Source organism: Brucella cytisi (assembly GCF_038433355.1).
In the GTDB taxonomy this organism is placed as follows: domain Bacteria; phylum Pseudomonadota; class Alphaproteobacteria; order Rhizobiales; family Rhizobiaceae; genus Brucella; species Brucella cytisi.
Map to the genome: position 1 here is coordinate 276,991 of NZ_JBCAUP010000005.1, position 23,672 is coordinate 300,662.

Sequence of the window (23,672 nt, forward strand, 5' to 3'; positions counted from 1 at the left end):
TTCAAGGCAAAATGGGCCATTTTGTTCATGGCGAGAGGTAATCGCCAAGAATTTTGACTGGAAATTAGTGCATTGCAAGATTGTTCAATTAGCTTTAGTGTGTACTATTCCAGATATCGGATTGCTTCGCGCCTGAAAAATAAGAATATGCCAGGTATATTGTGGGCCGTAAATCAATATTTTCCGATATTAAAGCACAATAGTATTGCATGTTGAAATGAGTTATCTTTTGGAAGTTGCCAGAAATAACAATTGTTCTAAAATTCTGGAATGTTTTCCTTAAATATTACTTGGACGCGTGGTGGATGATGGTCGAAAGGTTGACCTTTGATGCTGCTCATCAAAATGGTCAGTGACTCACGCGCTTCCACGCGCGGATTCTGGTCAATGACGGCATCCATCGTACCATTCAACAGAAGTCGCTTGGTGCCTTCTGTCAGTTCATGCCCGATGAAAATAATTGAATCTGTTTTGCCTGAATCCATCAGCGCTTGCCCGATACCCTGATTGCCAGCGCCGAGATTATAAATACCTGCAAGGTCGGGGTGGCGTTTAAGCAAAGCTATGGTTTCTGAGTAGGCTTTTTCACGGCTGTCTTCGATTTCGTTCAGTTCAACGATATTCAGTTGAGAAAATTCTTCCGCAATGACGCGACGAAAGCCCATTTCGCGCTCTTCGTGGCCGCGATAGGAAAGTGATCCGGCAAAAAGCGCGATCTTGTTTTTGCGCTGGCCCAGAAAGCGACCGAGAATATAGCCGCCGAGGCGGCCAGCTGCACGGTTATCGATGCCGATATAGCCGACGCGTGGCACATGCAGAATGTCAGAGGCGATGGTGACGATATGGGCGCCGGATTCAGCTAGTGCGCGCATGGCCTCACGCACGGTGGGGTGATCCAGTGCAATCACGCCAACGCCTTGTGACTGTCCCTTGAGGTCTTCAAGGGCGCGCGCAAGCGTATCGGGATTGAAGCCTTCGACACTATGGATTGTAAGCTCGATTTCAGGCCTCAAGGCTGCTTGCCTCACGATCTGGTCGCGAAGATTGGCAATGAAGGTGTTTGTGCCCGCTGGCAGAACGAAGTCCAGTTTGATGCGGTCGGTGGTATTTCCGAGCGGCCCGCTGCCGGGGAGATAGCCAAGATTGCGCGCGGCTTCGAGGACGATTTCACGCGTGCGCTTTTTCACGCCTTCGCGGTTGTTCAATACGCGATCGACCGTGGCGCTGGAAACGCCCGCTGTTCTGGCAATGTCACTCACCGTGGAACGCAAATCACACTCCTTATCAAAATGATGGAAAATGATGTATTTCGATTTGTGCAAGATGCAAGGCTTGTTGTGTCATGGCCATCGGTTTTCCTTATGAAATCGGCTCTGATGTGATGTAAAGCCATCAAAAAACATCATTGATTTATATATGGACGTTGAAATTCAGAAGAGTAATTAGAAAATTGATCAATTACGATGTGAAATGATGGAAAATGATTTCATATGATGTTGACACTGCCGCATTGAATCTTCATTAATCCTCAAGCTGCCAATGGAGGTTGGCATTGTCCTCGAATGAGGCGGGCTTGTTGGTCGATCTTTCGATGAGATGTTGGCCTGGAAGTACAATGGGAGGATGCAATGAGCGAAGCGCGGGGCTTTATGCCTGATCCGCAGGTGCGGGCTCGGGATTTCAAAATCGGCTGTATCGGCGCAGGCATGATCATGGCCGAGTGTCATCTTGCTGCCTATAAGGAAGCGGGCTTTACGGTCGCCGCAATCGCCTCACGCACCAAGGCAAAGGCCGAAGAGGTCGCCGCGCGCTGGGGTATCGCCACAGTGCATGACATGCCAGAAGCGCTGATTGGCGACGAAGATATAGAAATCATCGATATTGCTTATCCGCCGGATCAGCAACCTGCGCTCATTCGCAAAGCGCTCGCGCAGCCACATATCAAGGGCATTCTCGCCCAAAAGCCACTGGCTCTGACGCTTGATGAGGCCATTGCGCTTCGCGATGAAGCAGCGAAGGCTGGCAAAATCCTCTCGGTTAATCAGAACATGCGCTACGACCAGTCGATGCGCGTATTGAAGCAAATTCTCGATAAGGGTGAGCTTGGCGCGCCTGTCATGGCGACAATCGAGATGCGTGCCATCCCGCATTGGCAGGGGTTTCTCGAAGATTATGACCGCCTGACGCTGTCTAACATGAGCGTGCATCATCTCGACGTGCTGCGCTTCCTGTTTGGTGAACCTGACACCATCACCACGCTGACGCGCACTGACCCCCGCACTCAGTTTGAACACAAGGACGGTATCACCGTTTCAACGCTGATGTTCCCGAGCGGTGTGATGGCTGTTTCAATGGAAGACGTCTGGTCGGGGCCGCGCGAAGAGGGCTTTGACAGCGATTTTTACATCAAATGGCGGGTCGAGGGTACGGATGGTGTGGCACAGGGCACGATTGGCTGGCCGGATGGTTCGCCATCAACGCTGACTTATGCCTCCAGAAAGACGACAGGCGGCAAATGGGTGAGCCCGAATTGGGAAACCATGTGGTTCCCGCACGCCTTTATCGGTGTGATGGAGCAGCTGCAATACGCCATTCAGTCTGGCGAACCGCCAGCACTTTCAGTGGCGGACAATGTCAAGACGGTCGCACTCATTGAGGCTGGCTACAAGTCGATCGATGAAGGCCGCACTGTCAAATTGTCCGAGATATCAATCAATTAAACGAGCACATCCCAAAAAGAGCAAAGCGGTTTTCGGGAAAGATGCGCATTAACAAATAATCTTAACGGGAGGGTTTCGATCATGATGCAGGTGGGTATTTTCAGCGGCTATTTCCCTTATTCGCTTGAGGAAACAGCTAAAAAAATCCGTGCACTTGACTTCAATACGGTCCAGCTGGACATGCATTTCAAAGATATTGATCTGAGCGCGGGGCAGATCACAAAGGACAAGTGCATTAAAATCCGCGAGACATTTCGCGATCACAATCTGCCGATTTCTTGCATTTCCGGTTATACGAACATCATTCATCCGGACAAGGCAGAGCGCGAGCGTCGCGTGGGCTATCTCAAAGAGATTATCCGCCATGCACAGTATCTCGGCACGCCTTATGTGATTTCGGAAACCGGTACTTACAATACCCAATCCGACTGGGTTCATCACCCGAAGAACAAGACCGAAGAAGGTTTTGAAGAATGCCGCAAGGTCATCGCTGATCTGTCGCAGTTTGCTTACGATCACGGCGCAATGTTCCTGCTCGAAACTTATGTGAACAACGTCGTCGGTTCGGTCGAGGAAACAGTGAAAATGTTTGCGCAGGTCGATCATCCGGGCCTTGGCCTGCTGATGGACCCAACCAATTATTTTGAAACGCACAATATCGACCGGATGGATGAAATTCTCAACCAGGTGTTCGATACGTTGAGCGACAAGATCAAAATCGGTCATGCCAAGGATGTCAAACGTTCCGGCGATGACAAGACTGAAAAACATGCGGATATCGGCGACGCCGATGCCCTTGAAAGCCATACTTTCCGTGGCGTTGGCGAAATCGAACTGCCAGCGCCGGGTCTCGGTTCGCTAAACTACGACCTATACCTTAAGCGCCTTGCGCAGAAGCATCCAAATATTCCGATGATCATCGAACATCTCGATGAGGCCGATGTGCCACGCGCGAAGAAGTTCCTCGACGGAAAGCTGCGCGCGCAGGGACTTTAATACCACCTGGGGCGAGGTGGAGCGGCTGGTGCTATAAACAAGTGTTTGGACACTGGCCGCCTTTGATTGAAATGGCTGTATGCCGCAGCATTCAAGGTGTCAAAATGGTGAAGCTTTATGGAGAGGCGAGGTCGCGTCGCGACATCGCCGCGAGCAGTGGCTCTTTTGCTCAGTTTGCAGGCGTTCGCCTTATGGTGCTCGAAGACGGGTTGGAGCGCGGCATAAGAATGCTGGAGTTCCGTTCCGGCACTGGCTTGCGCTTTACCGTTCTGGTTGACCGCGCACTCGATATTGCTGACTGCGACTATCGCGGCATGGCCATCGGCTGGCACTCGCCGTCCGGTTTCCGCCATCCGGGATTGCATGAATATGAGGGCGAGGGCGGTCTTGGCTGGATGCGGTCTTTCTCCGGCATGATGGTTACGTGCGGTCTTGACCATATCCTCTTCATGCATGAGGAGGCAGCGGACCATTATAATTACAAGCCGCGCCAGACGATCAAGCACTCCATTCATGGCCGTGTTGGGACTATTCCTGCAAAACTGACTGGCTATGGTGAGCGCTGGGAAGGCGACGAATGTTATCTCTGGTGCGAGGGTGTCGTCACACAGGGAACCGTGTTCGGTGAGCATCTCGAACTGACACGCCGCATCGAAATCAAGGCCGGTACAAACGATATCAAGCTGACGGATCGCGTGATCAATCGCGGTTTCTATCGCACTCCACATATGTACTGCTATCACATCAATGTCGGTCATCCCGTTTTGGCCGAAGGTTCACGTTATCTGGCGCCTGTCAGGGATGTGGTTTGGGCGGCACATGCCGGAGAAGACTACAAAAAGCAGGGCGTCGGCTATCGTACGCTGCCTGCTCCGCAGATGAAGTTTCATGAGCAGGTCTGGCAGCATGAAATGGGCTCTGATGCCAATGGCGAAGTGCCGGTCGCGCTGGTCAATGACAAGCTGGGTATCGGCTTTGAAGTCGTTACCCGCAAGGATCAGTTCCCTTGCATGTATGAGTGGCAGAATCTGCAGGCCGGGCATTATGCGCTTGGAATCGAACCTGCGACCAATCACGTTTTGGGACATGGCGCAGCACACGACCGCGGCGAGCTGATCTGGCTCGAACACGGCGAAGAGCGTTGTTACGACAGTACGTTCCGTATTCTGGGTGATGCAGCGAGCATCGCGGAAACAGAAACACGCATTGCTGCAATCGCAAAACAGCCAATAGAGTATTATCCGGTGCCATCCGGCAATCACGTTGCTATTGGAGGCCGCTCATGACCGCATCACCGCCGTTTTCCGTTGCAGGCAAAACCATTCTCTACACGGGTGCTGCCGGTGGCCTCGGTCTTGAAACTACGCTCAATTTTCTGCGCGCTGGCGCGCGGGTTGTGGCTATCGATCATGATCCGAGAAAGATTGAGGAACTGAAAGGCAAGGCAGAGGGGCTTAGCGGACTTTCGATCCACGCGCTCGATCTGTCGGATTTGCAGGCACTTCGACCTGCATTGGAGGCAATTAGTCGCGAGGCCGGTGGCTTTGATATCGTGATCAACAATGCTGCGATTTATCCATCCAAGTCGTTTGAAGACTATACACTTGAGGAAATGCAGAAAGTGCAGCACATCAATGTCGATGCGGGCATTGTCTGCGTTCAGGTGGCGCTGCCGCATATGCGTGAAAAGGGGTGGGGTCGTATTATCAATATCGCCAGCGTGACTGCCTATGGCGGCTGGGCACTCCTGTCACCTTATGTGCAATCAAAGGGCGCGCTCATCGGGCTTGCGCGCGCCTGGGCACGCGAGTTCGGCGCTTATGGCATTACCGTCAATGCAATCTCTCCGGGCGCATTTCCAACAGATGCCGAGAAAATCCACCCCGACCCAGAAGGGTATACGAAATTCGTGCTTGAGCATCAGGCTGTTAAGCGTCGCGGATCATCGCGGGATATTGCTTCGGCTTTGATGTTCCTTGCCTCTGATGAAGCAGGATTTATCACCGGGCAGACCTTGAATGTCGATGGCGGATGGGTGATGCATTAAGGAAAGAGTTTGCATTGGAGGAATGCGTGAGGAAGCTTTATCTGGCGGTTGGGTCGCTTAATCGCGAAGCCCCTTATTTTCAGGGTGCGCGTGGCGAAGGTCTTTCCATCTACGCATTCGATACGACGACAGGAGATGCATCGCATATATGCGCGACATCTTCCGTCGACAATCCAACATTCCTGAGTGTCGCGCCGGATACAGGGGTGATCTATGCAAATTCCGAAGTGTTCAGCTGGCACGAGGGAACGGTCAGTGCCTATCGCTTTGATGCTGAAAAGGGTGAACTTGTTTATCTCAACAAGCAGGGTGCCCAAGGCAGCATAACTGCACATAATACCGTGACAATGGACGGAAAGTTTGTGCTTGTCGCCAATTATGTGATGGGATCTGGCGGGCCTGATCAATCGCTTGTTGCATTGCCAGTGTTGCGTGACGGCAGCCTCGGGCCGGTTGCACACAGCGTTCGTCACCAGGGAAAGCCTGGCCCTGCCGTCGACCGGCAAGAACGCAGCCACACGCATTGCGTGGTTGAAACACCGGAAGGCGGCATGTTCCTTTCTGCCGACCTTGGCCTTGATGAACTCATTGCCTATCGTCTGGATGGTGATGGCAGTTTCAAGCGGGTGAGCAGTGTTGCGACGCCACCCGGCACCGGTCCTCGCCATATTGCACAGCATCCTGATAGCCGGTTTGTCTATGTCTCCAACGAACTCAATTCCACGGTTTCGCTCATTGAGCGTGACGGCGATGAGATGCGCCTTGTTCAGACCTTGCCGACAGTGCCAGCGAATGTTGAGTCGCATGGCGCTGATATTCACCTCTCGCCCGATGGTCGTTTTCTTTATTGTTCCAACCGGGGTCATGACTCGATCACTACATTTCGTGTGGATCAGGAAAATGGCAGCCTGGTTGATATCGGTCACAGCTTTACGGGTGGCGCAACACCGCGTAATTTTACGCTGACACCGGATGGAAACTGGCTTCTGGTCGCTAACCAGAATGGAGATTGCATTGCGATCTTCGCAATCGATAAGGAGACGGGAAATTTGACCGATACGGGCAAACGCATCGAAATTGGCACTCCCGTCTGTGTCAGGCCGTTCTATCTGTGAGCGTTGAAGCCTCAACACCGCGAAAGCAGCGCCGCAAAGGTTCTGGTGTGACCATGGCAGATGTGGCTGCGGCTGCAGGGGTTTCCATGCAGACCGTTTCGCGCGCGTTGCGTTTTCCAGATTCCGTGATGCCTGAAAAGCGGAAGCTTATTCAGGATGCGATCGAGAAGACGCACTACGTCCATAATCTCGCGGCAAGCCATCTTGCATCGCATAAAAGCAATACGGTTGCGGCGATCATACCCACGCTGTCCGCATCTGTCTTTGCTGACACGATCCAGCATTTTTCCGACGTTCTGCATCAGGCCGGTTATCAGATATTTTTAGGCAATACCGATTACCGGCTGGAGCGCGAGGAAGAAATCATTCGCAGCCTCCTCGGGCGGCGTCCGGATGGCGTTTTTCTGATTGGCACACACCATAGCAAGCGCGGTGTCGCATTGCTCAAACGTGCGGAAATTCCAGTCGTTGAGGGCTGGGATTTTACCGACAAACCGATTGACCGGCTGGTTGGATTTTCCAATACGGCGGCGATCACCGAGATGGTCAGTCATCTGATCAATACGGGCCGGCGCTATATTGTGTTTGCCGGTGTGGTTCGGAAGGGCGACAGCCGGGCTGCTGAACGCCGCGCCGCATTCAAAGCGACAATGGAGCAACAGTTCCCGGATGAGAAGCCACGCATCACGGTGGCAACTGAAATGCCGATTGCCATGGCTTCGGGTGTCGATCTTCTGAGACGGGCGCTGGCTCAATATCCGGAAGCTGATGCTGTCATGTTTTCAAGTGATATTCTTGCTTCCGGCGCGCTTCTGGAGACGCAACGCATTGGTATCAAGGTGCCACAACGCCTTGCGATTACCGGCTTCGGCGACTTTGAACTTTCGCGTCATCTGCTGCCGCCATTGACGACGGTTGCAGTACCTTCCGCGGAAATTGGACGGCAGGCAGGTGAGCTTTTGCTTGAAGCCATGCGTGGTGAAACATCGACAAACACAATTGTCGATGTCGGTTTCGAACTCAAGATCAGGGCTAGTGGCTAATAACCATCTGATGCTCGAAGTCGGTTAGCACTTCGCAGCCATTTTCTGTCACATGCAGCATGAATTCGAGCCGCACGCCGCCAGTGTCCGGATCGAAGGCGGTGGGTTCCACCATGACAACCGTGTCTTTGCGGAAACGTTCTGTTTCATAACTGACAAGCCGTGGCCATTCATGGACGGATGTGCCGATAGAATGTCCGGAATGATGAGCGTAGCCATAGCCATGTGCTGCTATATGGGCCTGCAATTTTTGATCCAGTTCACCGATGCCAAGGCCTGGGCGGATGATTTCGATTGCCAGATCAAGCGCCGATTTTACGGCCTTGAACTGTTTCTCAAACCCATTAGTTGTTTTGCCCAGCATTGCCGATGCGCAGCTGTCGCCCCAATAGCCTTTGACGCGCGGTGCGAGATCGCAGATGAGCGGGTCGCCGGTTGCAACGATGCGGTTTGTTGGCCAGCCCATGAATGCTGATGTGCGGGTTTTGCCGGATATGAAATCGCCGGTAAGTGGCAGGCGTTCACCAGCTCTGCTTTCCATGGCGAGCCTAATGTCGCCAAATATTTCCAGCTCGCTGCGGCCAGCCTTGCTGTGCTCAATAAACGCGCGTTGCCCGGCGGAAGCGGTCAGCGCTGCCTCACGCAATAGCGCGATCTCAGTTGCTGTTTTCACCATGCGCTGGCGCTTGAAAGCATCGTCAATCGACACACGACGGCATGTGTCGATGAGTGGGAGCAAGGACAATGGGAAGCTGTTCTGCTCTATGGCAATTGCTCCCCCGACACCAAATTTGGTAAAGAGAGCCTGTGCGGCTTTGAGATAGTTCGTAAAAATGTCTGTCGGCTCTTTATATGAGAAACCTTCATATGTGAGAACGATCTGTGCCCAGCTTGGCGTGTCTGCTTCGAGATTGGTTACGACAAGTCCACATTCGCCGTTTTTGCCAACCAGTGCGATGGCAGGTCCACCCGCAAAGGGTGATGGCCCCGCTTTAATGGAAACGATATGACCGGAGGAGTAGGCGATGCCATCGGGGCTGGTGAAAACGCCCCAATCGGCACCGGATGCTTTGATAGCGTCAATTGTCCGTGCAAGCCGCTCGTCCAACGGGTTCTCCTTCAGATAAGGTTGCGGATATGGCGATCACGGCCATAGGCTGCGACCAGAAGCAGGATGAGGACACCGAGTGACGACTGTACCATGGCATCCGAAAATCCCATGCCGATGAGAAACGTGCGCAGTTCCATTAGCATGATCGCGCCAGCCACCGTTCCGACAAATCCGCCGCGCCCGCCGATCAGTGCGGTTCCGCCGATAACGACCGCAGAAACCGTTTGGAAAAGATAGGGCGTGCCAACTGTCGCACTTGATGAGCCGGTGAAGCCGAGCAGAAGAATGCCAGCAAGTGCAGCAAATATGGCACTGAGGCCAAATGTGATTGCCCAGATTGCAACCGGTCTGATCAGTGCCAGTTCGGCGGCTTTGATATTTGAACCCAGCGCATAAAGCTTGCGGCCATAAATCGTACGGCGCAACACAAAGACGGTGCCAAGGGTAAGCAAAATTGTAAACGGGATCAGCCAAGGGAATGGCAAAGGCCCGATGCTGCCACCCAGTGACACAAAATCATTGATGAAAGCAGGCGCTGAACCTGTCGGCAAGCCGCGGGTCCAGATTTGTACGCCCGCTTGAACCATCGTTCCGACACCAAGCGTGACGATGAGTGGGTGGATGGAAAGCGCTGCCGATAATGCGCCGGAAAACGCACCGATCAGCCCCGCTGACGCCAGCACGATAATACCGGCCAAAAGCGGCGACATTCCATCGCCGTAGAGGCTGGCGAAGACAACATTGGCAAAGCCGATTACAAATGGAATGGAAAGGTCGATGCCGCCGAGGATCATCACCAGCGTCTGACCGAGTGCTGCAATAGCAAGTAGTGCAGCCAGAACCAGCATGGCGCGAATGGAGAAAAGGCTGGCAAAGCCCGGAATGAGGGCTGCTCCCAAGAGGAACACCAGCAGGACTCCGATGAAGGCGACCAGCGCGCGATTTGTAGCGAGTGCCTGAATCATGACTGCGCCACCTTGCGTCGGAAATAGAGTTTGAGTTTTTCGGAGTTGAGGCAGACAGCCAGAACAAGTACTGCGCCATAGACTGCCTGCAGCACGAAGGTCGAGACGTTGAAGGCCGTCAACATGCTTTGAAGCAGGAAAATACATGCTGCACCCAGAAATGCTGCGGTTAATCCGCCAACGCCGCCGGCGAGGCTGACGCCGCCAAGGGCGACTGCAGCAATAGCAATCAGCGTATAGCCGGGACCGATGATCGGATCACCCGAGCCAATGAGAGCTGTGAGCGACAATGCTGCAAGTGCCGCGAATAATCCGGCCAGCACATAAGCGATGAAGCGAACGAGCGGAACATTGACACCTGAGGTGTAGGCGGCTCGATCCTCGCTGCCGACGGCCATAAGCGTCTCATAAAAAGGCAGGCGTTTGATACCAATCCATATCAGAACTGCAGCGCCTACTGGCAGAATGGACCATGGACCCGCCAAAGATGACAGCCATGTAGGTACCGAACCAGATGGGGAAGGCAGGATGGTGAGTGCCAGCCCGCCAAATATCAAGTAGGTGCCAAGCGTTGCAACAATTGGCTGAATGCGGATGATCGCCGCCAGAAGGCCATTTAATGCGCCAGCTAGAATGCCGAGCGCAATTGCTGCCGGGATAATGATGAAGGGCGAGGATATGCCGCCTTTTGTGATCAGTATCTGAACGAGAATGACATTGATCAAACCCACGAGCGGTCCAACGGAAATGTCAATCGAGCCACGCCCGGCAAGAAACGGTATGGTAATTGCGAGCGAAGTCAGCAGCAGCGGCGCTGCAAGCCCCAACACCGAGCCCCAGTTTGACGGCGCAAAGCGTACCGGGTTAAGCACAATATTGATGACAAGCAGAATGATGAACAGGATTGCGGCGAGCCGTGTTTCCTGACTGCCGCAGAAGATGCGCCGCAAGCCGCTTTTGTTGTCGGTTAAGATCATAGCTCCACCTCATCCTGTCCGAACATGGCTGCAAGGACGCCCGACATAGACATTTTGGATTTGCTGATGGTTTTTGAGCATTCAAAATCGCGGAACACTGAAACGCTGTCGCAGATTTGCAGGATTTCTTCGATTTCGCTCGACAGAATGACGAGCGCGATACCTTCTTCACGGGCGAGTTTACGGAAGGCTTCATAGAATTTCATGCGGGTGTTGAGATCAACGCCGCGTGTCGGATCGTTGAGCAGCATCACACGCGGCTTGAGCGCCAGAAGCCGTGCGAGCAGCACTTTTTGCTGATTGCCGCCGCTGAGTGCCGTGATCGGCGCGTCCATTGCCGGACAGCGGATCGACAGAAATTCGGTATAGCGCTGCAGCTCTTCCTTCTGTTTGCGGCGGTTGAGAATGCCACCCCATGAAAAACGTGGCATGGAAGGCATGCCAAAATTATCGAGTACGGAAAGCACCGGGAAAATGCCGGTCGCGCGCCGGTCACGCGGCAAATAAACCACGCCGCATCTGGCTGCATTGTGATGATTGCTATAGGCGCTCTGCTCGCCGGACCGGGTGACGATTTCGACCTTTGAATGACGAGGCTGATCGAAGCCTGCAAGCGCCAGCAGAAACTGCTCCTGGCCATGGCCTTCAAGACCTGCAAGTCCGGTTATCTCACCGGCGCGGATTGTGCCGGACAGCGCTTTGCGCCCCGGCGCAAGCACGAGATTTTCATAGGTAAGAATGATTTGATCATTCAACATGGAGATGAGCCTCCGGCGCCATGAGTTCCAGAAGGATCTGGCTGTTGATCTGCTGCCTTTCGAGCGTATCGACAACATGGCCGCTGCGCAGCACCGTGACCTCATCGGAAAGGCGTTTTACCTCTTCCAGCCGGTGCGAAATGAAGATCACAATATTGCCCGACGCAGCGTAGTCTTCGATTGTTTCAAAGACGAGATCACGATCTGCATAGTCGAGCGCTGCTGTTGCTTCATCGAGAAGCAGGATCGAAGGACGGCTGATGAAGGCGCGCGCAATCACAACGAGCTGCTGTGCTGCTAGTGACAGGCTGCCAGCCGCTGCGTGCAAGTCGATCGGAAAGCGTGCAATTTTTGACAGAACTGCGCGGGCTGCCTTTTCGCGCACTGATTTGCTGACTTTGCGGGTAATGAGCCCGTCAAATCCGAGAAAGATATTCTCGACCACCGAACGATGCGGAGCGATCAAGACTTCCTGAAAAACCGTCGCAAGGCCCAGTGCCTTCATATCTGCAGGCGATTTGGCCGAGACGGTTTTGTCGTTGAGAACGACACGCCCATGCGTGGGTGCGACCACGCCAGACAGTATTTTCAGCATCGTGCTCTTGCCTGATCCGTTCTCCCCCAGGATCGTATGAACGCCATGGCTGAAAGTCACATTGGCATTTGTGAGCGCAATTGTTTCGCCATAACGCTTTTCAAGGTTTTCGACCTGTAGTGACATAACCGGAGCGTGCGTGATGTTGGGCAGCCCCGCTTCGGCAAGCAGCCTGTGTATGCTGGATGTGCCCAACGGGGGATGCTCAGAGTCTGGCATAATGAAATGACTTTCTGCATGCGATAAGCGAAAGTCATTGCCAATGGTTCGGGCCAAGTGATCTGGACCAACTGATCTTGGCAATGACGTTATTCAGCGCGTCGTCCTGCAAACCTTACTTGGAGCAGGAAGCTGGAACTTTCGCGAAATCATAAAGTGCGGTGGCGCTTCCGTTTGAGAAGTAGCCATTCAGCAGTTCTTCCGGGAATGGATCCTGCGGCGGTATCGGGAAGATGGCCGCGGAATCCGGCTTCATGCAGTCCTTGTACCAATTTGAAAGGTCAGCCTGCGTCACAAGCGGCATCGGAGCGATGATCGTGTTGACGAGCGGTTTCTGGCCTTCAAGAACCCGTAACGCGACCCGGAAAGCGTTCTGGGCTGCAACATGCGGTGATACTTCGCCGCCATAGAATTTGAACGCATCCTGATTGGCATTCCAGTAGCCAAGTGCATCGCCAGAAATGGAAGCGGCAATCAAGGGAAGTGGACGACCTGCCTGCTGGAAGGCTTCCGCAATAAAGCGTGCTTCGCTGCCCGTCGACCAGACTGCATCAATCTGCTGCGGTGTGGTGGCAAGTGCCTGAAGCACTGCGGATTTCGTTGTCGTGCCGGTCCATTCGCCGCTCACTTTACGGGCAATCTTGAGATTGCCGGACTCTTCAACGGCTTTTTCAAGTCCGGCATTTTCCTGCTGTACAAGCGGATGACCGGAGATGCCTTCAACTTGAAGGACGGTGCCACCATCTTTGAGCACTTCCGCAATGCCTTTGCCCATCTGGTAGCCCCAGAGGTTCTGGTTGTGCATGACATTGATGGCATTAGGGGTCGTTACGGAACCGGCGGACGTTATAACCGGAATGCCAGCCTTATAGGCATCGTCAATCACTGCATTGAGTGCGGTGGACGAACCGGCAATAGTCGAGATGACATTACAGCCCTGCTCGATGAAGGCGCGAATTTGCGAAATCTGCTGTGTGGCATCGCCATTGGAGTCTGAAACAACATATTCAGACACATCACCTGCGGCGATAGCACCATCCACAAGGCGCTTGAGTTCGTCATTGAAGGTTACACGCCACGGATTGCCCATATAGGACTCTGAATGGCACCAGCGCCATGGCTTGGCTGGCGCCTTGAAATCACCATAAGTAGAAGGGCCAACTTCAACCACATCGGTATAAAGTGCCTGAATTTCGGTTGGCAGGGTGCCGAGTAGTGACGCGCGGTCCTGATTTTGCGCACTCGCGCTCAGCGCAGATGTCGACAAAATGGTGAGTGTGAGTGCCTGCAGGCCAAGGCCTGAGCGAATTCTGGTCATGTGTTCTCCTCCAGTGTGAACCTCCCGTTCACTTGTAAAAACTTTATTCACATATGCGTCATCACGTCAATTGAAAAATGTTAGCGCTAAATCATCTTGTGGCACTATCTCATAAATCATGAGGATATGAATATAAAAATGTTAGCGCTCACTCTAGACAAGGCAAAAATATTGGGTAGGTTCTGACGCTATTGGATTTGAGCAGGGAGTGGAGCTGCCATGGGTGTTTTATCAGGCTATCGTGTGCTGGATTGTTCAATTGCGATGGCGGGGCCATTTGCGGCACAGCGGTTGGGCGATCTTGGTGCCGATGTGGTGAAGGTTGAGCCGACGACAGGCGAATGGCAGCGCCATGTGGCGGCGGGCGGTGCCGAAGGCAATCGCGTTAATGTCTCTTTCCTGTCGCTCAACCGTAACAAGCGTTCGCTCGCGGTCGATCTCAAATCACCAGACGGTAAACAGGTGCTTCTTGACCTTGTGAAAACCGCCGACGTGTTTTTGCAAAACTATCGTCCGGGCGTCGCAAAGCGTCTTGGCGTCGATTACGAGTCGCTTTCCAAGATCAATCCAAAGCTGATCTATGTTTCGATCTCTGGCTATGGCGAAGATGGTCCTTATGTCCATCGTCCGGGACAGGATCTCGTTTTGCAAGGTATGTCGGGCGCTATGCTTTCGGCAGGCCGGGAGGGCGAGCCGCCAACCGCCGCCGGGCAATATCTGGTGGATGCCATCACCGCTTACACTGCGTTTGAAGGCGCGCTTGCAGCACTTCTCCATCGCGAGCGCACGGGTGAGGGGCAGTTGGTGCAGGTCAATATGCTCGATGCGATCACCACCATTCAGATGCAGGAACTTTCGGTTTTCACCGTCGGTGGCAAGCCGCAAACCCGTTCGGCAGAGCCACATGCCCATGTCTATATCCGGGCGCCTTACGGTGCTTTTGCAACCTCTGACGGCTTTATTATCGTCGCTTTTCCGAAGCTGAAAACGCTGGGTGAGGTGATCGGCGAAGACAGTTTCCTCACCATGTATGATGAGGTTGATACCTGGGCGCGCCGCGATGAAATCTTTGCCAAGACACGCGATAAGCTGAAAACGAAAACCTCTGCCGAATGGCTGGAGCTTCTGCGCGCCGCCGATATTTGGTGCGGGCCTGTCTATGGCTATGCCGATCTCGTGGACGACGAGCAGATCAAGCATAACGGCACCTTTGTCGAATATGAGCATCCGACCGAAGGCAAGGTAAAAACGCCGGGCTTCCCGATCCGCTTTTCCAAGACACCATCGACGGTGGACCGTGGCGCGCCCGTAACTGGGCAAGATACGCGGGATGTGCTGGCGGAAGCCGGATATGCGGCAGACAAGATTGAAGCACTTGAGAAATCGGGCGCTATCGTGTCGGGGAATATCTGAAATGCAGGTGATTAAAGCTCTCACCTGGGATCATCCGCGCGGCTATAATGCATTGGCGGCGGCATCAAAATTGCCGGACGTTATTGATGCCGGTCTGGATATCCATTGGGACAAGCAGTCGCTAGAAGGTTTTGAATCCCACCCGATTGCTGATCTCTGCGCCCGCTATGATCTCGTGGTTCTCGATCATCCGCATGTGGGCGAGGCCATGTCTGGCGACTGTCTGCTTTCACTTGAAGACGTGTTTGGCGCTGAAACGGTTGCTGAGCTTGCCAAGGCAAGTATTGGCCCATCTTTGACGAGCTATCGCTTTGCGGGCAAGCACTGGGCGTTGCCACTTGATGCCGCAACACAGGTTATGGCTCTTCGTCTTGATCTCTCAGATGGTGTGCCTGTCACTTGGGATGAGGTGCTTCGCCTGTCGCAGCAAAGCGGGAAGGTCGCGCTTTCGCTCGCTGGCCCACATGCCTGCCTGTCATTTCTGTCTATCGCTGCAGCTTTTGGCGAGCCACCTGCTGAAAAAGACCCGGACATATTGGTTTCAGAAAATGTGGGGCAGCAGGTCTATGACCTGATGGCAGAACTTGCGGCGCACAGCCCGGCATCTGTTCGGCAAAAGAATCCCATCGGTATATTGGGCCATATGGTCGAGCATGACGATGTTGCATTGTGCCCGCTGGTCTATGGTTATGTGAATTATTCAGTGCCGCAAAGCGGAAAGCCTGTCGCGTTTCACAATGCGCCACGCGCCGCCACTGGTGGTCGTCCGGGCTCGACATTGGGCGGCACGGGCATTGGTGTTTCTCGCAGCGCTCAAATCACCTCGGCGCTCAAAGCCCATCTTTTGTGGCTGATGAGCCGTGAAGCCCAATCCGGGTTCATTCCCGATCATGATGGTCAGCCATCGCGCCGTGACGCCTGGCAGGATGAACGGGTGAACCGGCAATGGGGTGATTTTTATCGCAACACGGCGGATACGCTGGAGCAGGCCTATGTACGCCCGCGCCATGATGGCTACGTTGCCTTTCAGGGCAAGGCTTCCGCGCTTTTGAAAGCGGCCTTCGACGAACACCGTCCGGCATCTGCGGTGTTGAACGAACTGCAATCTCTTTACGCCGTTTCGCGCGTTCATGGTGGTGAAAGGTAGTTTTCCATGACTGAAGACATCAAATTCGAAATCGACGGCGCGGTTGCCATCATCACGCTGAACCGACCGCAAAAACTCAACGCCGTTACCCCGGCAATGGCCGACGCCATCGTTGCGGCGGTGACCGAATGCAACGACAGTGACACGATCCGTTGTGTCATCCTGATGGGCGCTGGAGAACGTGCATTCTGCGCGGGCTCGGATATTCGTGAGCTCGACTCCTATGAGACGCCCTGGCAATTCCGCAATCGGCCGGATTATTGCGATGCGTTCCGTGCACTTCTCAAGCCAACGATTGCGGCCGTCAATGGTTATGCTTTTGGTGGTGGGCTGGAAACAGCGATGGCGTGCGATATCCGCATTGCTTCTGAAAATGCGCAATTTGCGGCACCCGAGATCAAGCTCGGCTGGATCGGTGGTGGGGGAATGGCCGCCCATCTGGCACATTCCATTGGCGCATCAAACGCAGCATTGATGATTATGACAGGCGACCCGATTTCAGCCGAGAAGGCAGAGCGATGGGGGCTGGTGAGTGAAGTCGTGCCGCAGGCCGATCTGCTCACGCGTGCGCGCGAAATTGCGAGTGTGATCGCATCGCGCGCACCGATTGCTGCCGAAACCGCGAAGCTCAACCTCAAAGCTGCGGTCTCGATGCCACTTGAAAAAGCCGTCGAGTATGAGCGTGACCTGCAAACGATCTGCTTTGCAACGGCTGATGCGCAGGAGGGACGTGCAGCTTTCAAGGACAAAAGAGCGCCGGTTTTCCGGCGTCGGTAGAGGCTCTCGGGAGGAAGCCTTTCTACTTTATCGACTATTTATTCATGGGAGGAATGCTCGTGGTAACGAGTTCAAGAAGCAAGTCGAAAGCGCTTGCTAGCACTATCTTCGCAAGCACAATTGGAACAGTCGTGGAATGGTATGATTTCATACTGTATGCCACGGCGGCCGCGTTGATATTCAATCACCTTTTCTTTCCGCAATTTGACCCTACGACGGGCATCATTGCTTCTTTCGCGACCTATACAGTGGGTTTCCTGGTGCGCCCGCTTGGCGGGATCGTCTTTGGTTGGATGGGCGACCGCATCGGTCGTAAACCGGTGCTGATGCTAACGCTCTTGATGATGGGTGTCAGTACGACGCTTATTGGTCTCTTACCAACTTATGCCTCAATTGGTGTTTGGGCGCCAATCTTTCTTCTTTTGCTTCGTGTTATACAAGGATTGGGCGCTGGCGCCGAATATGCAGGGGCTGTCGTCATGGCAGGTGAGATTGCCGCAGACAGACGAGGTCTCTTTGCGAGTCTTCCCGCCGCAGCAGTGGACGTAGCGACTATTCTGGCTGCGGGTGTCTTTGCGCTCTTTACATTGTTGCCTGAAGACGCATTTATGAGGTGGGGCTGGCGTATTCCGTTCCTGCTGAGCGGACTTGTGCTGTTTCTCGGGGTTTATATACGCCGTAAGGTTCCGGAATCACCAGAATTTGTTCAGGTGAAGGAAGAACGCCGCGACGCAAAATTACCGGTCCTGGAAGTGCTTCGCAATCATCCGCGCACGATGCTGGCGGCGATGGGCGCGAACCTCGCTCCCAACCTTTCCTATGTCTTCCAGACTTTCACTCTTGCTTATGCTACTTCCAAACTTGGGTTCTCACGAGAAATCATTCTGACCGGCGTGATGCTTTCAAGTGCCTTTGGTGCCGTCATGTGTGTCGTCTTCGGTGCGATATCTGACCGTTTCGGACGCGTTCCAATCATGGCAATGGGATCGGCAGCAGCAGCTATCTATTCGCTGTTTTATTTTCAATTGCTCGGCGCGGGAACACCATGGACCGCTGTTATATTGATTATTATTGGCCACGCTCTTGGCGCCCGATCGTCCTTTGGCGTTCAACCTGCGTTTTATTGCGACATATTCCCAACGGAAGTGCGCTATAGCGCGATCGCCTTCGCACGCGAGGTCACGGGCGCCATCTTTGTTGGCCCCCTACCATTGGTCGCAACGGCGCTCGTGGGCTGGTACGATTCGGTCTGGCCGGTTGCTGTGATTACCGCGCTTTACTGTCTCATTACGCTTGCTTCGGTTCTGTGGGTGAACAAGGCCCGCGAGCTTGACGCGCGATCCAGTCAAAACCGCCTTACGCCTGAGCCCGAAGCCAATAGCGCATATACCCGTTGATCTTGCGCCGTTGAACAAAGACGCGATCAACAGAGGGGAGAAAACATGCAGTTTGTGAAGAAGCTTGCGCATTATCGTGAAGCATCGGTTCTGCTCATGCTGATTGCTGTCGCCATCTATCTGGCAATTGCGAGCGACTATTTCCTGTCGCCTCGCAACTTGCTGAATGTCGGGCGGCAAGCATCGGTCGTCGCCATTGTCGCGCTCGGTCAAGCATTGGTTATCATCGCGCGCGGCATCGATCTCTCTGTCGGTTCGGTCATCGGTCTGTCAGCGGTCGTTGCCGCAACTACGATACGCGACACCGGCTATGAGAGCGTGGGTCTGGCGGCGGGGCTTTTGACGGGCGTTGCTTGCGGCGTTATCAACGGCGTTCTTTACACCCGCTTCAAGATTAATCCTTTCATCGCAACATTGGGCGTCTTGTCAATCGGGCGTGGCCTGGCCTTGCTGATGACGGGTGGAATTCCTGTGCCGATTGGCGGCTTGGCGGAATTTGTGGGTGCTGGCCGCCTGCTCGGTATTCCTGTGTCCTTTTTGCTAATGATCGCGCTTGCAATCGTCGTCCACGTGCTTGTCACCTATACAGTTATTGGGCGTGAGATTTACGCCATTGGCGACAATCCCAAAGCGGCCCGTCTTGCAGGCGTCAACATCAAGGCAACGCGCTTAGTTGTTTTTACTATTTGCGGACTTCTCGCCGGGCTCGGCGGCTTGATTTTGTCTGGCAATCTAGCAAGTGCGGATCCAAATCTTGGGATTGGGTACGAACTTGATGTCATTGCGGCTGTTATTCTTGGGGGAACCGCACTGTCCGGCGGACGCGGTTCCATCATTGGCGTCGTAATAGGAGCTTTGCTTATGGCGCTTCTTAACAATGCTTTCGTGCTGCTTGGTATCGCCGCCTACTGGCAGGTAGTCACCAAGGGCCTGGTTATTATCCTTGCCGTTGGCATCGATGGTTTAACACGTGGCAATGAAGACGATTAAATAACGATTAGAGGAGGAGATTTCGATGTATTGGGACAGAATCCGAACTTTCACCATGGCCGCGCTGACCACGGTTCTTTTGGCTCTATCCTCTCATGCCGCAGAACCACCGAAAGGAGGAACGGTCGCGGCTGTAGAAAATACCAAAGGTCCAATCAGGATCGCATTTCTCTCGTTCCAGAATAATCCTTTCTGGATGCCGGTGACCGAAGGGGCCGGGGCGGCGAACGACTATCTGTCGAACTTTAACGCGAAAGTGGATTTCATCGATTTGGGCAGCGAACTGTCGGCGGAGGCTGTTGTTTCGGGAGTGGAGGGAGCGCTCGCCAAACAGTATGACGGTATTGTCGTGGTGCCGATATTCGACGGCACAGCGCGGATCATCAACGAGGCATCAGACGCTGGTGTACCGGTTTTCACTATCGTTGCCGAAGGGGCGACGCCTTCCAAGCGTCTCGCTTTTATCGGGCAGAATGCGACGTCGGCTGGCGAGCAGATTGGTGAATTCATCGTCAAAAAGATGAACGGTCGAGGCAAACTTGGTGTCATCACCGGTTACTTTGGGGCAACGCAACACAACCAGCGTATGGCTGGCGCTCTAGATTATATCAAGGCAAATGCCCCGGAAATTCAGATATTAGGGCCCTTCGAGAACAAGGACAAAGCAGAGGCCGCCTATTCATTGTTGCAGGATATGAGCACCGCAAATCCGGACCTAAAGATGGTTTATGTCACGGCTGGTGGCCCGTTCGGCGCCGCAAAAGCCGTCAAGGATCTGAACCTGACAGGAAAGGTCGGCATTGTTGGATTTGATCACACGCCTGATAATATTCAATATCTCAAGACGGGCGAAATGGTTGGCCTTCTCGATCAGGCTCCTTATCAGCAAGCTCTCGACGCCAGTGTTTATCTTTATAATTTTCTAGTCTCGGGTCATGAGCCACCTTCCAAAGTGATCCCCGTCGCTGGCAATTTGTTGACGCCTGACAATGTCAAATAACTTGTCCTCACAAAAAACGGACACGAGGCGCCCTTCAGACGGGCGAGAAACGGTCATGAGAGTGCGCGGCGTTGCCAAGAGCTTTTCTGGTAACAAGGTGCTTCATGCCGTGGACCTCGACCTTCGAGCCGGCGAGATCGTCGGCTTGCTGGGCGAAAATGGCGCTGGCAAGTCGACGCTCATGCATATCCTCTCTGGAGGTCTCGCGGCTGACGCGGGATCGATCGAGATCGATGGGACCGCGATCACATATCGCAATGTCGCCGATGGCATCAAGGCAGGGGTGAGTTTTGTTCATCAAGAGCTTTCGGTTGTAGGTGCTCTCAGCGTTGCTGAGAACCTTCACCTTGGAAGCATGCCCAAAAACGCGTTCGGCTTTGTTGATTTTGCAGAGATGGCGGACAAGGCGCGCCATATTCTCGCCAGTGTCGGTGCTGGTCACATTGATCCGAAGCGCTTGGCTTCCGGTCTGCGCGCCGGAGAACAGCAGCTGGTCGAGATTGCGAAAGCTGCGGCGCGTGATCCTCGACTTCTCATTCTCGATGAACCAACGTCTTCGTTGACCCCACACGAGGTCGAAAGCTTTTGTGACTACGTGAAAGCAGCGCGTGCGCAAGGTGCGGCGATCGTCTTCATCACCCATAGGCTTGAGGAGGCATTGTCTCTCTGTGATCGCATGGTCGTGCTTAGAAATGGCGCTATCGTCAGTGAAAGGCGTCCAGCGGACACGTCACGTGGACAATTGATTGCCGACATGACGGGCAAGCCGGCGCTTTTCGCCCGCCGTAATCATGCCGTGAGCCATGACACCACGGCCTTGTCCCTGAAGAATGTCAGCGATGGGACCTTGATCCGCTCCCTCGATCTTGAAGTGAGCGAGGGCGAAGTGCTTGGTCTTTTCGGGCTTGTGGGAGCAGGCCGCACGGAACTTATCGAGCTCATTCACGGAGCTCGCCGGCTTGCGGGTGGTGAAATTCACATGTTTGGAATGCCGCTCGTCGTATCCGATCCAAGTCAGGCGGTAAAAAAGGGTATAGCGCTGGTGCCTGAAGGGCGCAAAATTGCGGGCATTTTGCCTCAGCATTCGGTGCTCGATAATGCAGCCATTTCAAGTCTGCGCCTTTATGCGCGGGGTCCGGTTTCGGATAGAAAGGCGGATACGGAACGGTTGGCGCGCTATCGCAAAATGCTTGGCATCCGGATGGAAAGTGATAGTCAACCAATTTCCACATTGTCGGGTGGTAATCAGCAAAAGGTGATATTCGCCCGCGCCCTGATGAGCCAACCACGTCTGCTTCTGCTCGATGAGCCTACGCACGGTGTCGATGTTGGCGCTAAGGCGGAAATTTATGAAATCATCATGCAGCAGGTCACCGACGGCTTGACGGCGATCGTGGCGTCTTCAGAAATCCCCGAGATTCTTGCGCTGTGTGACCGCGTCGCCGTTTTGTCGAAAGGGCAATTGGTAGGGATCCTCAATAGAAATGAAATGACTGAAAGCAATATCCTGACCATGGCCTTCGACGCCCATTGAACCAACCCAGATAGTGAGGAAAATTCTACCGTGAGCAGCAACGAAACTTTCGCCTCGGGAACATTTGTCGGGCGAGCATGGAGCCCGACGGCCATGGGGCCGGTTCTGGTGACTTTGCGCGAAGGGCGCGTCATCGACTTTACCACCAAAGCTGCACCGACAATGCGCGACCTGCTCGAACTTGACGATGCGCTGGCTCATGTGCGCGCAACCGCCGGACAGGATATCGGTTCGCTTGAATCCCTGTTTTCCGGCAAGCCTGGCGATCAAAACACTCTGCATCTTCTGCCGCCGAACGACCTGCAGTCGATCAAGGCCTGCGGCGTTACCTTCGCCCGCTCCATGATCGAGCGCGTAATCGAGGAACGCGCCGCCGGTAATCCCGATCTCGCTTTGAAAATCCGCGAGCGCGTGGGTGCGATCATTGGCGACAGCCTGCGTAACCTTAAGGCAGGCTCGGAAGAGGCGGTCCGCGTCAAGGTGGCGCTGATCGAAGAGGGCGTCTGGTCGCAATATCTCGAAGTCGGTATCGGTCCTGATGCCGAAGTCTTCACCAAGAGCCAGCCCATGTCGGCGGTCGGTCATGGCGCCGATGTTGGCCTGCATCCGATTTCCACCTGGAACAATCCTGAGCCGGAAGTAGTGCTGGCGGTCAACAGCCAGGGACAGGTCAAGGGCGCAACGCTTGGCAATGACGTGAACCTGCGTGACGTCGAAGGCCGTTCAGCCCTGCTGCTCGGCAAGGCCAAGGACAACAATGCATCTTGCGCGGTTGGTCCGTTCATCCGCCTGTTTGACGAAACCTATTCGATGGACGATGTACGTTCGGCGGAATTGGCGTTGAAGGTCGAAGGACCGGATGGATATGTTCTCAACGGCCGCAGCACCATGAAGGAAATCAGCCGCGATCCGCTGGATCTGGTTGCCCAGACCATCGGCAAGCACCATCAATATCCGGATGGTTTCGTGCTGTTCATGGGAACATTGTTTGCACCGGTGGAGGACCGTGACACGCCGGGGCAGGGCTTTACACACAAGATCGGCGATGTGGTCACCATCTCCAATCCGCAGCTTGGCGCGCTGACCAACACGGTGCGCCTGTCGACCGAATGCAGCCCATGGCGGTTTGGCTCGTCGCATCTGATGCGCAATCTCGCATCGCGCGGGCTGGTCTGATTTTGAAAGGGCAACTGACATGACAATTCATCAGAATCTGATCGCTGGCGAATGGGTCGGCGGCGACGGGATCGCCAACATCAATCCTTCGGATACGAATGATGTCGTTGGGACCTATGCGCGGGCAACTGCCGAAGACACCAACGCAGCCATTGCCGCCGCGAAAGCCGCTTTCCCGGCCTGGTCGCGTTCCGGCATTCTGGAACGGCACGCCATCCTGCGCAAAACTGCCGATGAAATTCTGGCACGCAAGGACGAGCTTGGCCGTCTCCTGTCGCGCGAAGAAGGCAAGACGCTGGCTGAAGGCATCGGCGAAACCATTCGCGCCAGCCAGATTTTTGATTTCTTCGCAGGCGAAGCCCTGCGTTTGGCTG

The 23,672-nt window shown here is 54.1% G+C and carries 22 protein-coding genes; 15 read left to right on the plus strand and 7 right to left on the minus strand.

Going from position 1 to position 23,672, the window contains the following annotated elements; translation table 11 throughout:
- Window positions 1-257 precede the first annotated feature (257 nt).
- Window positions 258-1,271, minus strand: coding sequence for a LacI family DNA-binding transcriptional regulator (locus tag AAE521_RS07460; protein WP_342060917.1), 1,014 nt, complete (start codon window positions 1,269-1,271; stop codon window positions 258-260).
- A 357-nt stretch (window positions 1,272-1,628) separates the two neighbouring features.
- Between AAE521_RS07460 and AAE521_RS07465 the strand changes: the two genes are divergently transcribed.
- From AAE521_RS07465 to AAE521_RS07490, 6 genes are all read left to right on the plus strand, one after another.
- Entirely contained in the window at window positions 1,629-2,720 is a 1,092-nt protein-coding gene (locus tag AAE521_RS07465; RefSeq protein WP_342060918.1) for a Gfo/Idh/MocA family protein, read from the plus strand.
- Window positions 2,721-2,801: 81 nt separating this feature from the next.
- A complete protein-coding gene (locus tag AAE521_RS07470) occupies window positions 2,802-3,716 on the plus strand; it encodes a sugar phosphate isomerase/epimerase family protein (protein ID WP_071634291.1) in 915 nt (304 codons plus the stop codon).
- Window positions 3,717-3,820: 104 nt separating this feature from the next.
- Window positions 3,821-5,002: an aldose 1-epimerase family protein gene (locus AAE521_RS07475; RefSeq protein WP_342060919.1), complete on the plus strand. Its 1,182-nt coding sequence runs from the start codon at window positions 3,821-3,823 to the stop codon at window positions 5,000-5,002.
- On the plus strand, window positions 4,999-5,763 hold the full coding sequence (locus tag AAE521_RS07480) for an SDR family NAD(P)-dependent oxidoreductase (protein ID WP_071634295.1): 765 nt from the start codon (window positions 4,999-5,001) through the stop codon (window positions 5,761-5,763). The genes AAE521_RS07475 and AAE521_RS07480 overlap by 4 nt, the downstream gene beginning before the upstream one ends.
- A 26-nt stretch (window positions 5,764-5,789) precedes the next feature.
- A complete protein-coding gene (locus tag AAE521_RS07485) occupies window positions 5,790-6,878 on the plus strand; it encodes a lactonase family protein (protein ID WP_342060920.1) in 1,089 nt (362 codons plus the stop codon).
- Entirely contained in the window at window positions 6,875-7,921 is a 1,047-nt protein-coding gene (locus AAE521_RS07490; RefSeq protein ID WP_342060921.1) for a LacI family DNA-binding transcriptional regulator, read from the plus strand. Before AAE521_RS07485 ends, AAE521_RS07490 begins: the two co-directional genes overlap by 4 nt.
- Here AAE521_RS07490 and AAE521_RS07495 read toward each other — a convergent pair.
- From AAE521_RS07495 to AAE521_RS07520, 6 genes are all read right to left on the minus strand, one after another.
- Window positions 7,911-9,029: a M24 family metallopeptidase gene (locus AAE521_RS07495; RefSeq protein ID WP_342060922.1), complete on the minus strand. Its 1,119-nt coding sequence runs from the start codon at window positions 9,027-9,029 to the stop codon at window positions 7,911-7,913. The two genes, AAE521_RS07490 and AAE521_RS07495, sit on opposite strands and share 11 nt — an antisense overlap.
- An 11-nt stretch (window positions 9,030-9,040) precedes the next feature.
- The gene (locus AAE521_RS07500) at window positions 9,041-9,997 is read right to left on the minus strand and encodes an ABC transporter permease (protein WP_342060923.1); all 957 of its coding nucleotides are present in this window, start codon (window positions 9,995-9,997) and stop codon (window positions 9,041-9,043) included.
- Entirely contained in the window at window positions 9,994-10,974 is a 981-nt protein-coding gene (locus AAE521_RS07505; protein ID WP_342060924.1) for an ABC transporter permease, read from the minus strand. The genes AAE521_RS07500 and AAE521_RS07505 overlap by 4 nt, the downstream gene beginning before the upstream one ends.
- The gene (locus tag AAE521_RS07510) at window positions 10,971-11,732 is read right to left on the minus strand and encodes an ATP-binding cassette domain-containing protein (protein ID WP_342060925.1); all 762 of its coding nucleotides are present in this window, start codon (window positions 11,730-11,732) and stop codon (window positions 10,971-10,973) included. The genes AAE521_RS07505 and AAE521_RS07510 overlap by 4 nt, the downstream gene beginning before the upstream one ends.
- Window positions 11,722-12,546 carry an ATP-binding cassette domain-containing protein gene (locus AAE521_RS07515; RefSeq protein WP_342060926.1) on the minus strand — a complete coding sequence of 275 codons (825 nt, stop codon included), beginning with the start codon at window positions 12,544-12,546 and terminating at the stop codon, window positions 11,722-11,724. The genes AAE521_RS07510 and AAE521_RS07515 overlap by 11 nt, the downstream gene beginning before the upstream one ends.
- A gap of 115 nt (window positions 12,547-12,661) precedes the next feature.
- A complete protein-coding gene (locus AAE521_RS07520) occupies window positions 12,662-13,864 on the minus strand; it encodes a substrate-binding domain-containing protein (protein WP_342060927.1) in 1,203 nt (400 codons plus the stop codon).
- Window positions 13,865-14,083: 219 nt separating this feature from the next.
- On the opposite strand from AAE521_RS07520, the gene AAE521_RS07525 reads away from it, so the two are divergent.
- The 9 genes from AAE521_RS07525 to AAE521_RS07565 form a co-directional block, all read left to right on the plus strand.
- Complete coding sequence (locus AAE521_RS07525; protein ID WP_342060928.1) at window positions 14,084-15,277, plus strand: CaiB/BaiF CoA transferase family protein; 1,194 nt, start codon at window positions 14,084-14,086, stop codon at window positions 15,275-15,277.
- A 1-nt stretch (window position 15,278) separates the two neighbouring features.
- Complete coding sequence (locus AAE521_RS07530) at window positions 15,279-16,424, plus strand: carbohydrate ABC transporter substrate-binding protein (protein WP_342060929.1); 1,146 nt, start codon at window positions 15,279-15,281, stop codon at window positions 16,422-16,424.
- A gap of 6 nt (window positions 16,425-16,430) precedes the next feature.
- Window positions 16,431-17,201, plus strand: coding sequence for an enoyl-CoA hydratase/isomerase family protein (locus AAE521_RS07535; RefSeq protein ID WP_342060930.1), 771 nt, complete (start codon window positions 16,431-16,433; stop codon window positions 17,199-17,201).
- A gap of 59 nt (window positions 17,202-17,260) precedes the next feature.
- Entirely contained in the window at window positions 17,261-18,598 is a 1,338-nt protein-coding gene (locus tag AAE521_RS07540) for an MFS transporter (protein ID WP_342060931.1), read from the plus strand.
- A gap of 45 nt (window positions 18,599-18,643) precedes the next feature.
- On the plus strand, window positions 18,644-19,588 hold the full coding sequence (locus tag AAE521_RS07545; protein ID WP_342060932.1) for an ABC transporter permease: 945 nt from the start codon (window positions 18,644-18,646) through the stop codon (window positions 19,586-19,588).
- 25 nt (window positions 19,589-19,613) lie between these two features.
- Window positions 19,614-20,588, plus strand: coding sequence for a sugar ABC transporter substrate-binding protein (locus AAE521_RS07550; RefSeq protein ID WP_342060933.1), 975 nt, complete (start codon window positions 19,614-19,616; stop codon window positions 20,586-20,588).
- 55 nt (window positions 20,589-20,643) lie between these two features.
- On the plus strand, window positions 20,644-22,122 hold the full coding sequence (locus AAE521_RS07555) for a sugar ABC transporter ATP-binding protein (protein WP_342060934.1): 1,479 nt from the start codon (window positions 20,644-20,646) through the stop codon (window positions 22,120-22,122).
- Between the two features lie 30 nt (window positions 22,123-22,152).
- A complete protein-coding gene (locus tag AAE521_RS07560) occupies window positions 22,153-23,298 on the plus strand; it encodes a fumarylacetoacetate hydrolase family protein (protein WP_342060935.1) in 1,146 nt (381 codons plus the stop codon).
- Between the two features lie 19 nt (window positions 23,299-23,317).
- Window positions 23,318-23,672, plus strand: a 355-nt coding sequence (locus AAE521_RS07565) for an aldehyde dehydrogenase family protein (protein ID WP_342060936.1), incomplete at its 3' end; no start/stop codon positions are given.

What these genes read in the sequence shown, in the direction of transcription:
- AAE521_RS07515 (WP_342060926.1), bottom strand. Translation starts at nt 12,546, where the DNA reads ATGCCAGACTCTGAGCATCCCCCGTTGGGCACATCCAGCATACACAGG.
- AAE521_RS07465 (WP_342060918.1), top strand. Translation starts at nt 1,629, where the DNA reads ATGAGCGAAGCGCGGGGCTTTATGCCTGATCCGCAGGTGCGGGCTCGG.
- AAE521_RS07505 (WP_342060924.1), bottom strand. Translation starts at nt 10,974, where the DNA reads ATGATCTTAACCGACAACAAAAGCGGCTTGCGGCGCATCTTCTGCGGC.
- AAE521_RS07510 (WP_342060925.1), bottom strand. Translation starts at nt 11,732, where the DNA reads ATGTTGAATGATCAAATCATTCTTACCTATGAAAATCTCGTGCTTGCG.
- AAE521_RS07475 (WP_342060919.1), top strand. Translation starts at nt 3,821, where the DNA reads ATGGTGAAGCTTTATGGAGAGGCGAGGTCGCGTCGCGACATCGCCGCG.
- AAE521_RS07550 (WP_342060933.1), top strand. Translation starts at nt 19,614, where the DNA reads ATGTATTGGGACAGAATCCGAACTTTCACCATGGCCGCGCTGACCACG.
- AAE521_RS07470 (WP_071634291.1), top strand. Translation starts at nt 2,802, where the DNA reads ATGATGCAGGTGGGTATTTTCAGCGGCTATTTCCCTTATTCGCTTGAG.
- AAE521_RS07500 (WP_342060923.1), bottom strand. Translation starts at nt 9,997, where the DNA reads ATGATTCAGGCACTCGCTACAAATCGCGCGCTGGTCGCCTTCATCGGA.
- AAE521_RS07555 (WP_342060934.1), top strand. Translation starts at nt 20,644, where the DNA reads ATGAGAGTGCGCGGCGTTGCCAAGAGCTTTTCTGGTAACAAGGTGCTT.
- AAE521_RS07480 (WP_071634295.1), top strand. Translation starts at nt 4,999, where the DNA reads ATGACCGCATCACCGCCGTTTTCCGTTGCAGGCAAAACCATTCTCTAC.
- AAE521_RS07530 (WP_342060929.1), top strand. Translation starts at nt 15,279, where the DNA reads ATGCAGGTGATTAAAGCTCTCACCTGGGATCATCCGCGCGGCTATAAT.
- AAE521_RS07520 (WP_342060927.1), bottom strand. Translation starts at nt 13,864, where the DNA reads ATGACCAGAATTCGCTCAGGCCTTGGCCTGCAGGCACTCACACTCACC.
- AAE521_RS07535 (WP_342060930.1), top strand. Translation starts at nt 16,431, where the DNA reads ATGACTGAAGACATCAAATTCGAAATCGACGGCGCGGTTGCCATCATC.
- AAE521_RS07545 (WP_342060932.1), top strand. Translation starts at nt 18,644, where the DNA reads ATGCAGTTTGTGAAGAAGCTTGCGCATTATCGTGAAGCATCGGTTCTG.
- AAE521_RS07525 (WP_342060928.1), top strand. Translation starts at nt 14,084, where the DNA reads ATGGGTGTTTTATCAGGCTATCGTGTGCTGGATTGTTCAATTGCGATG.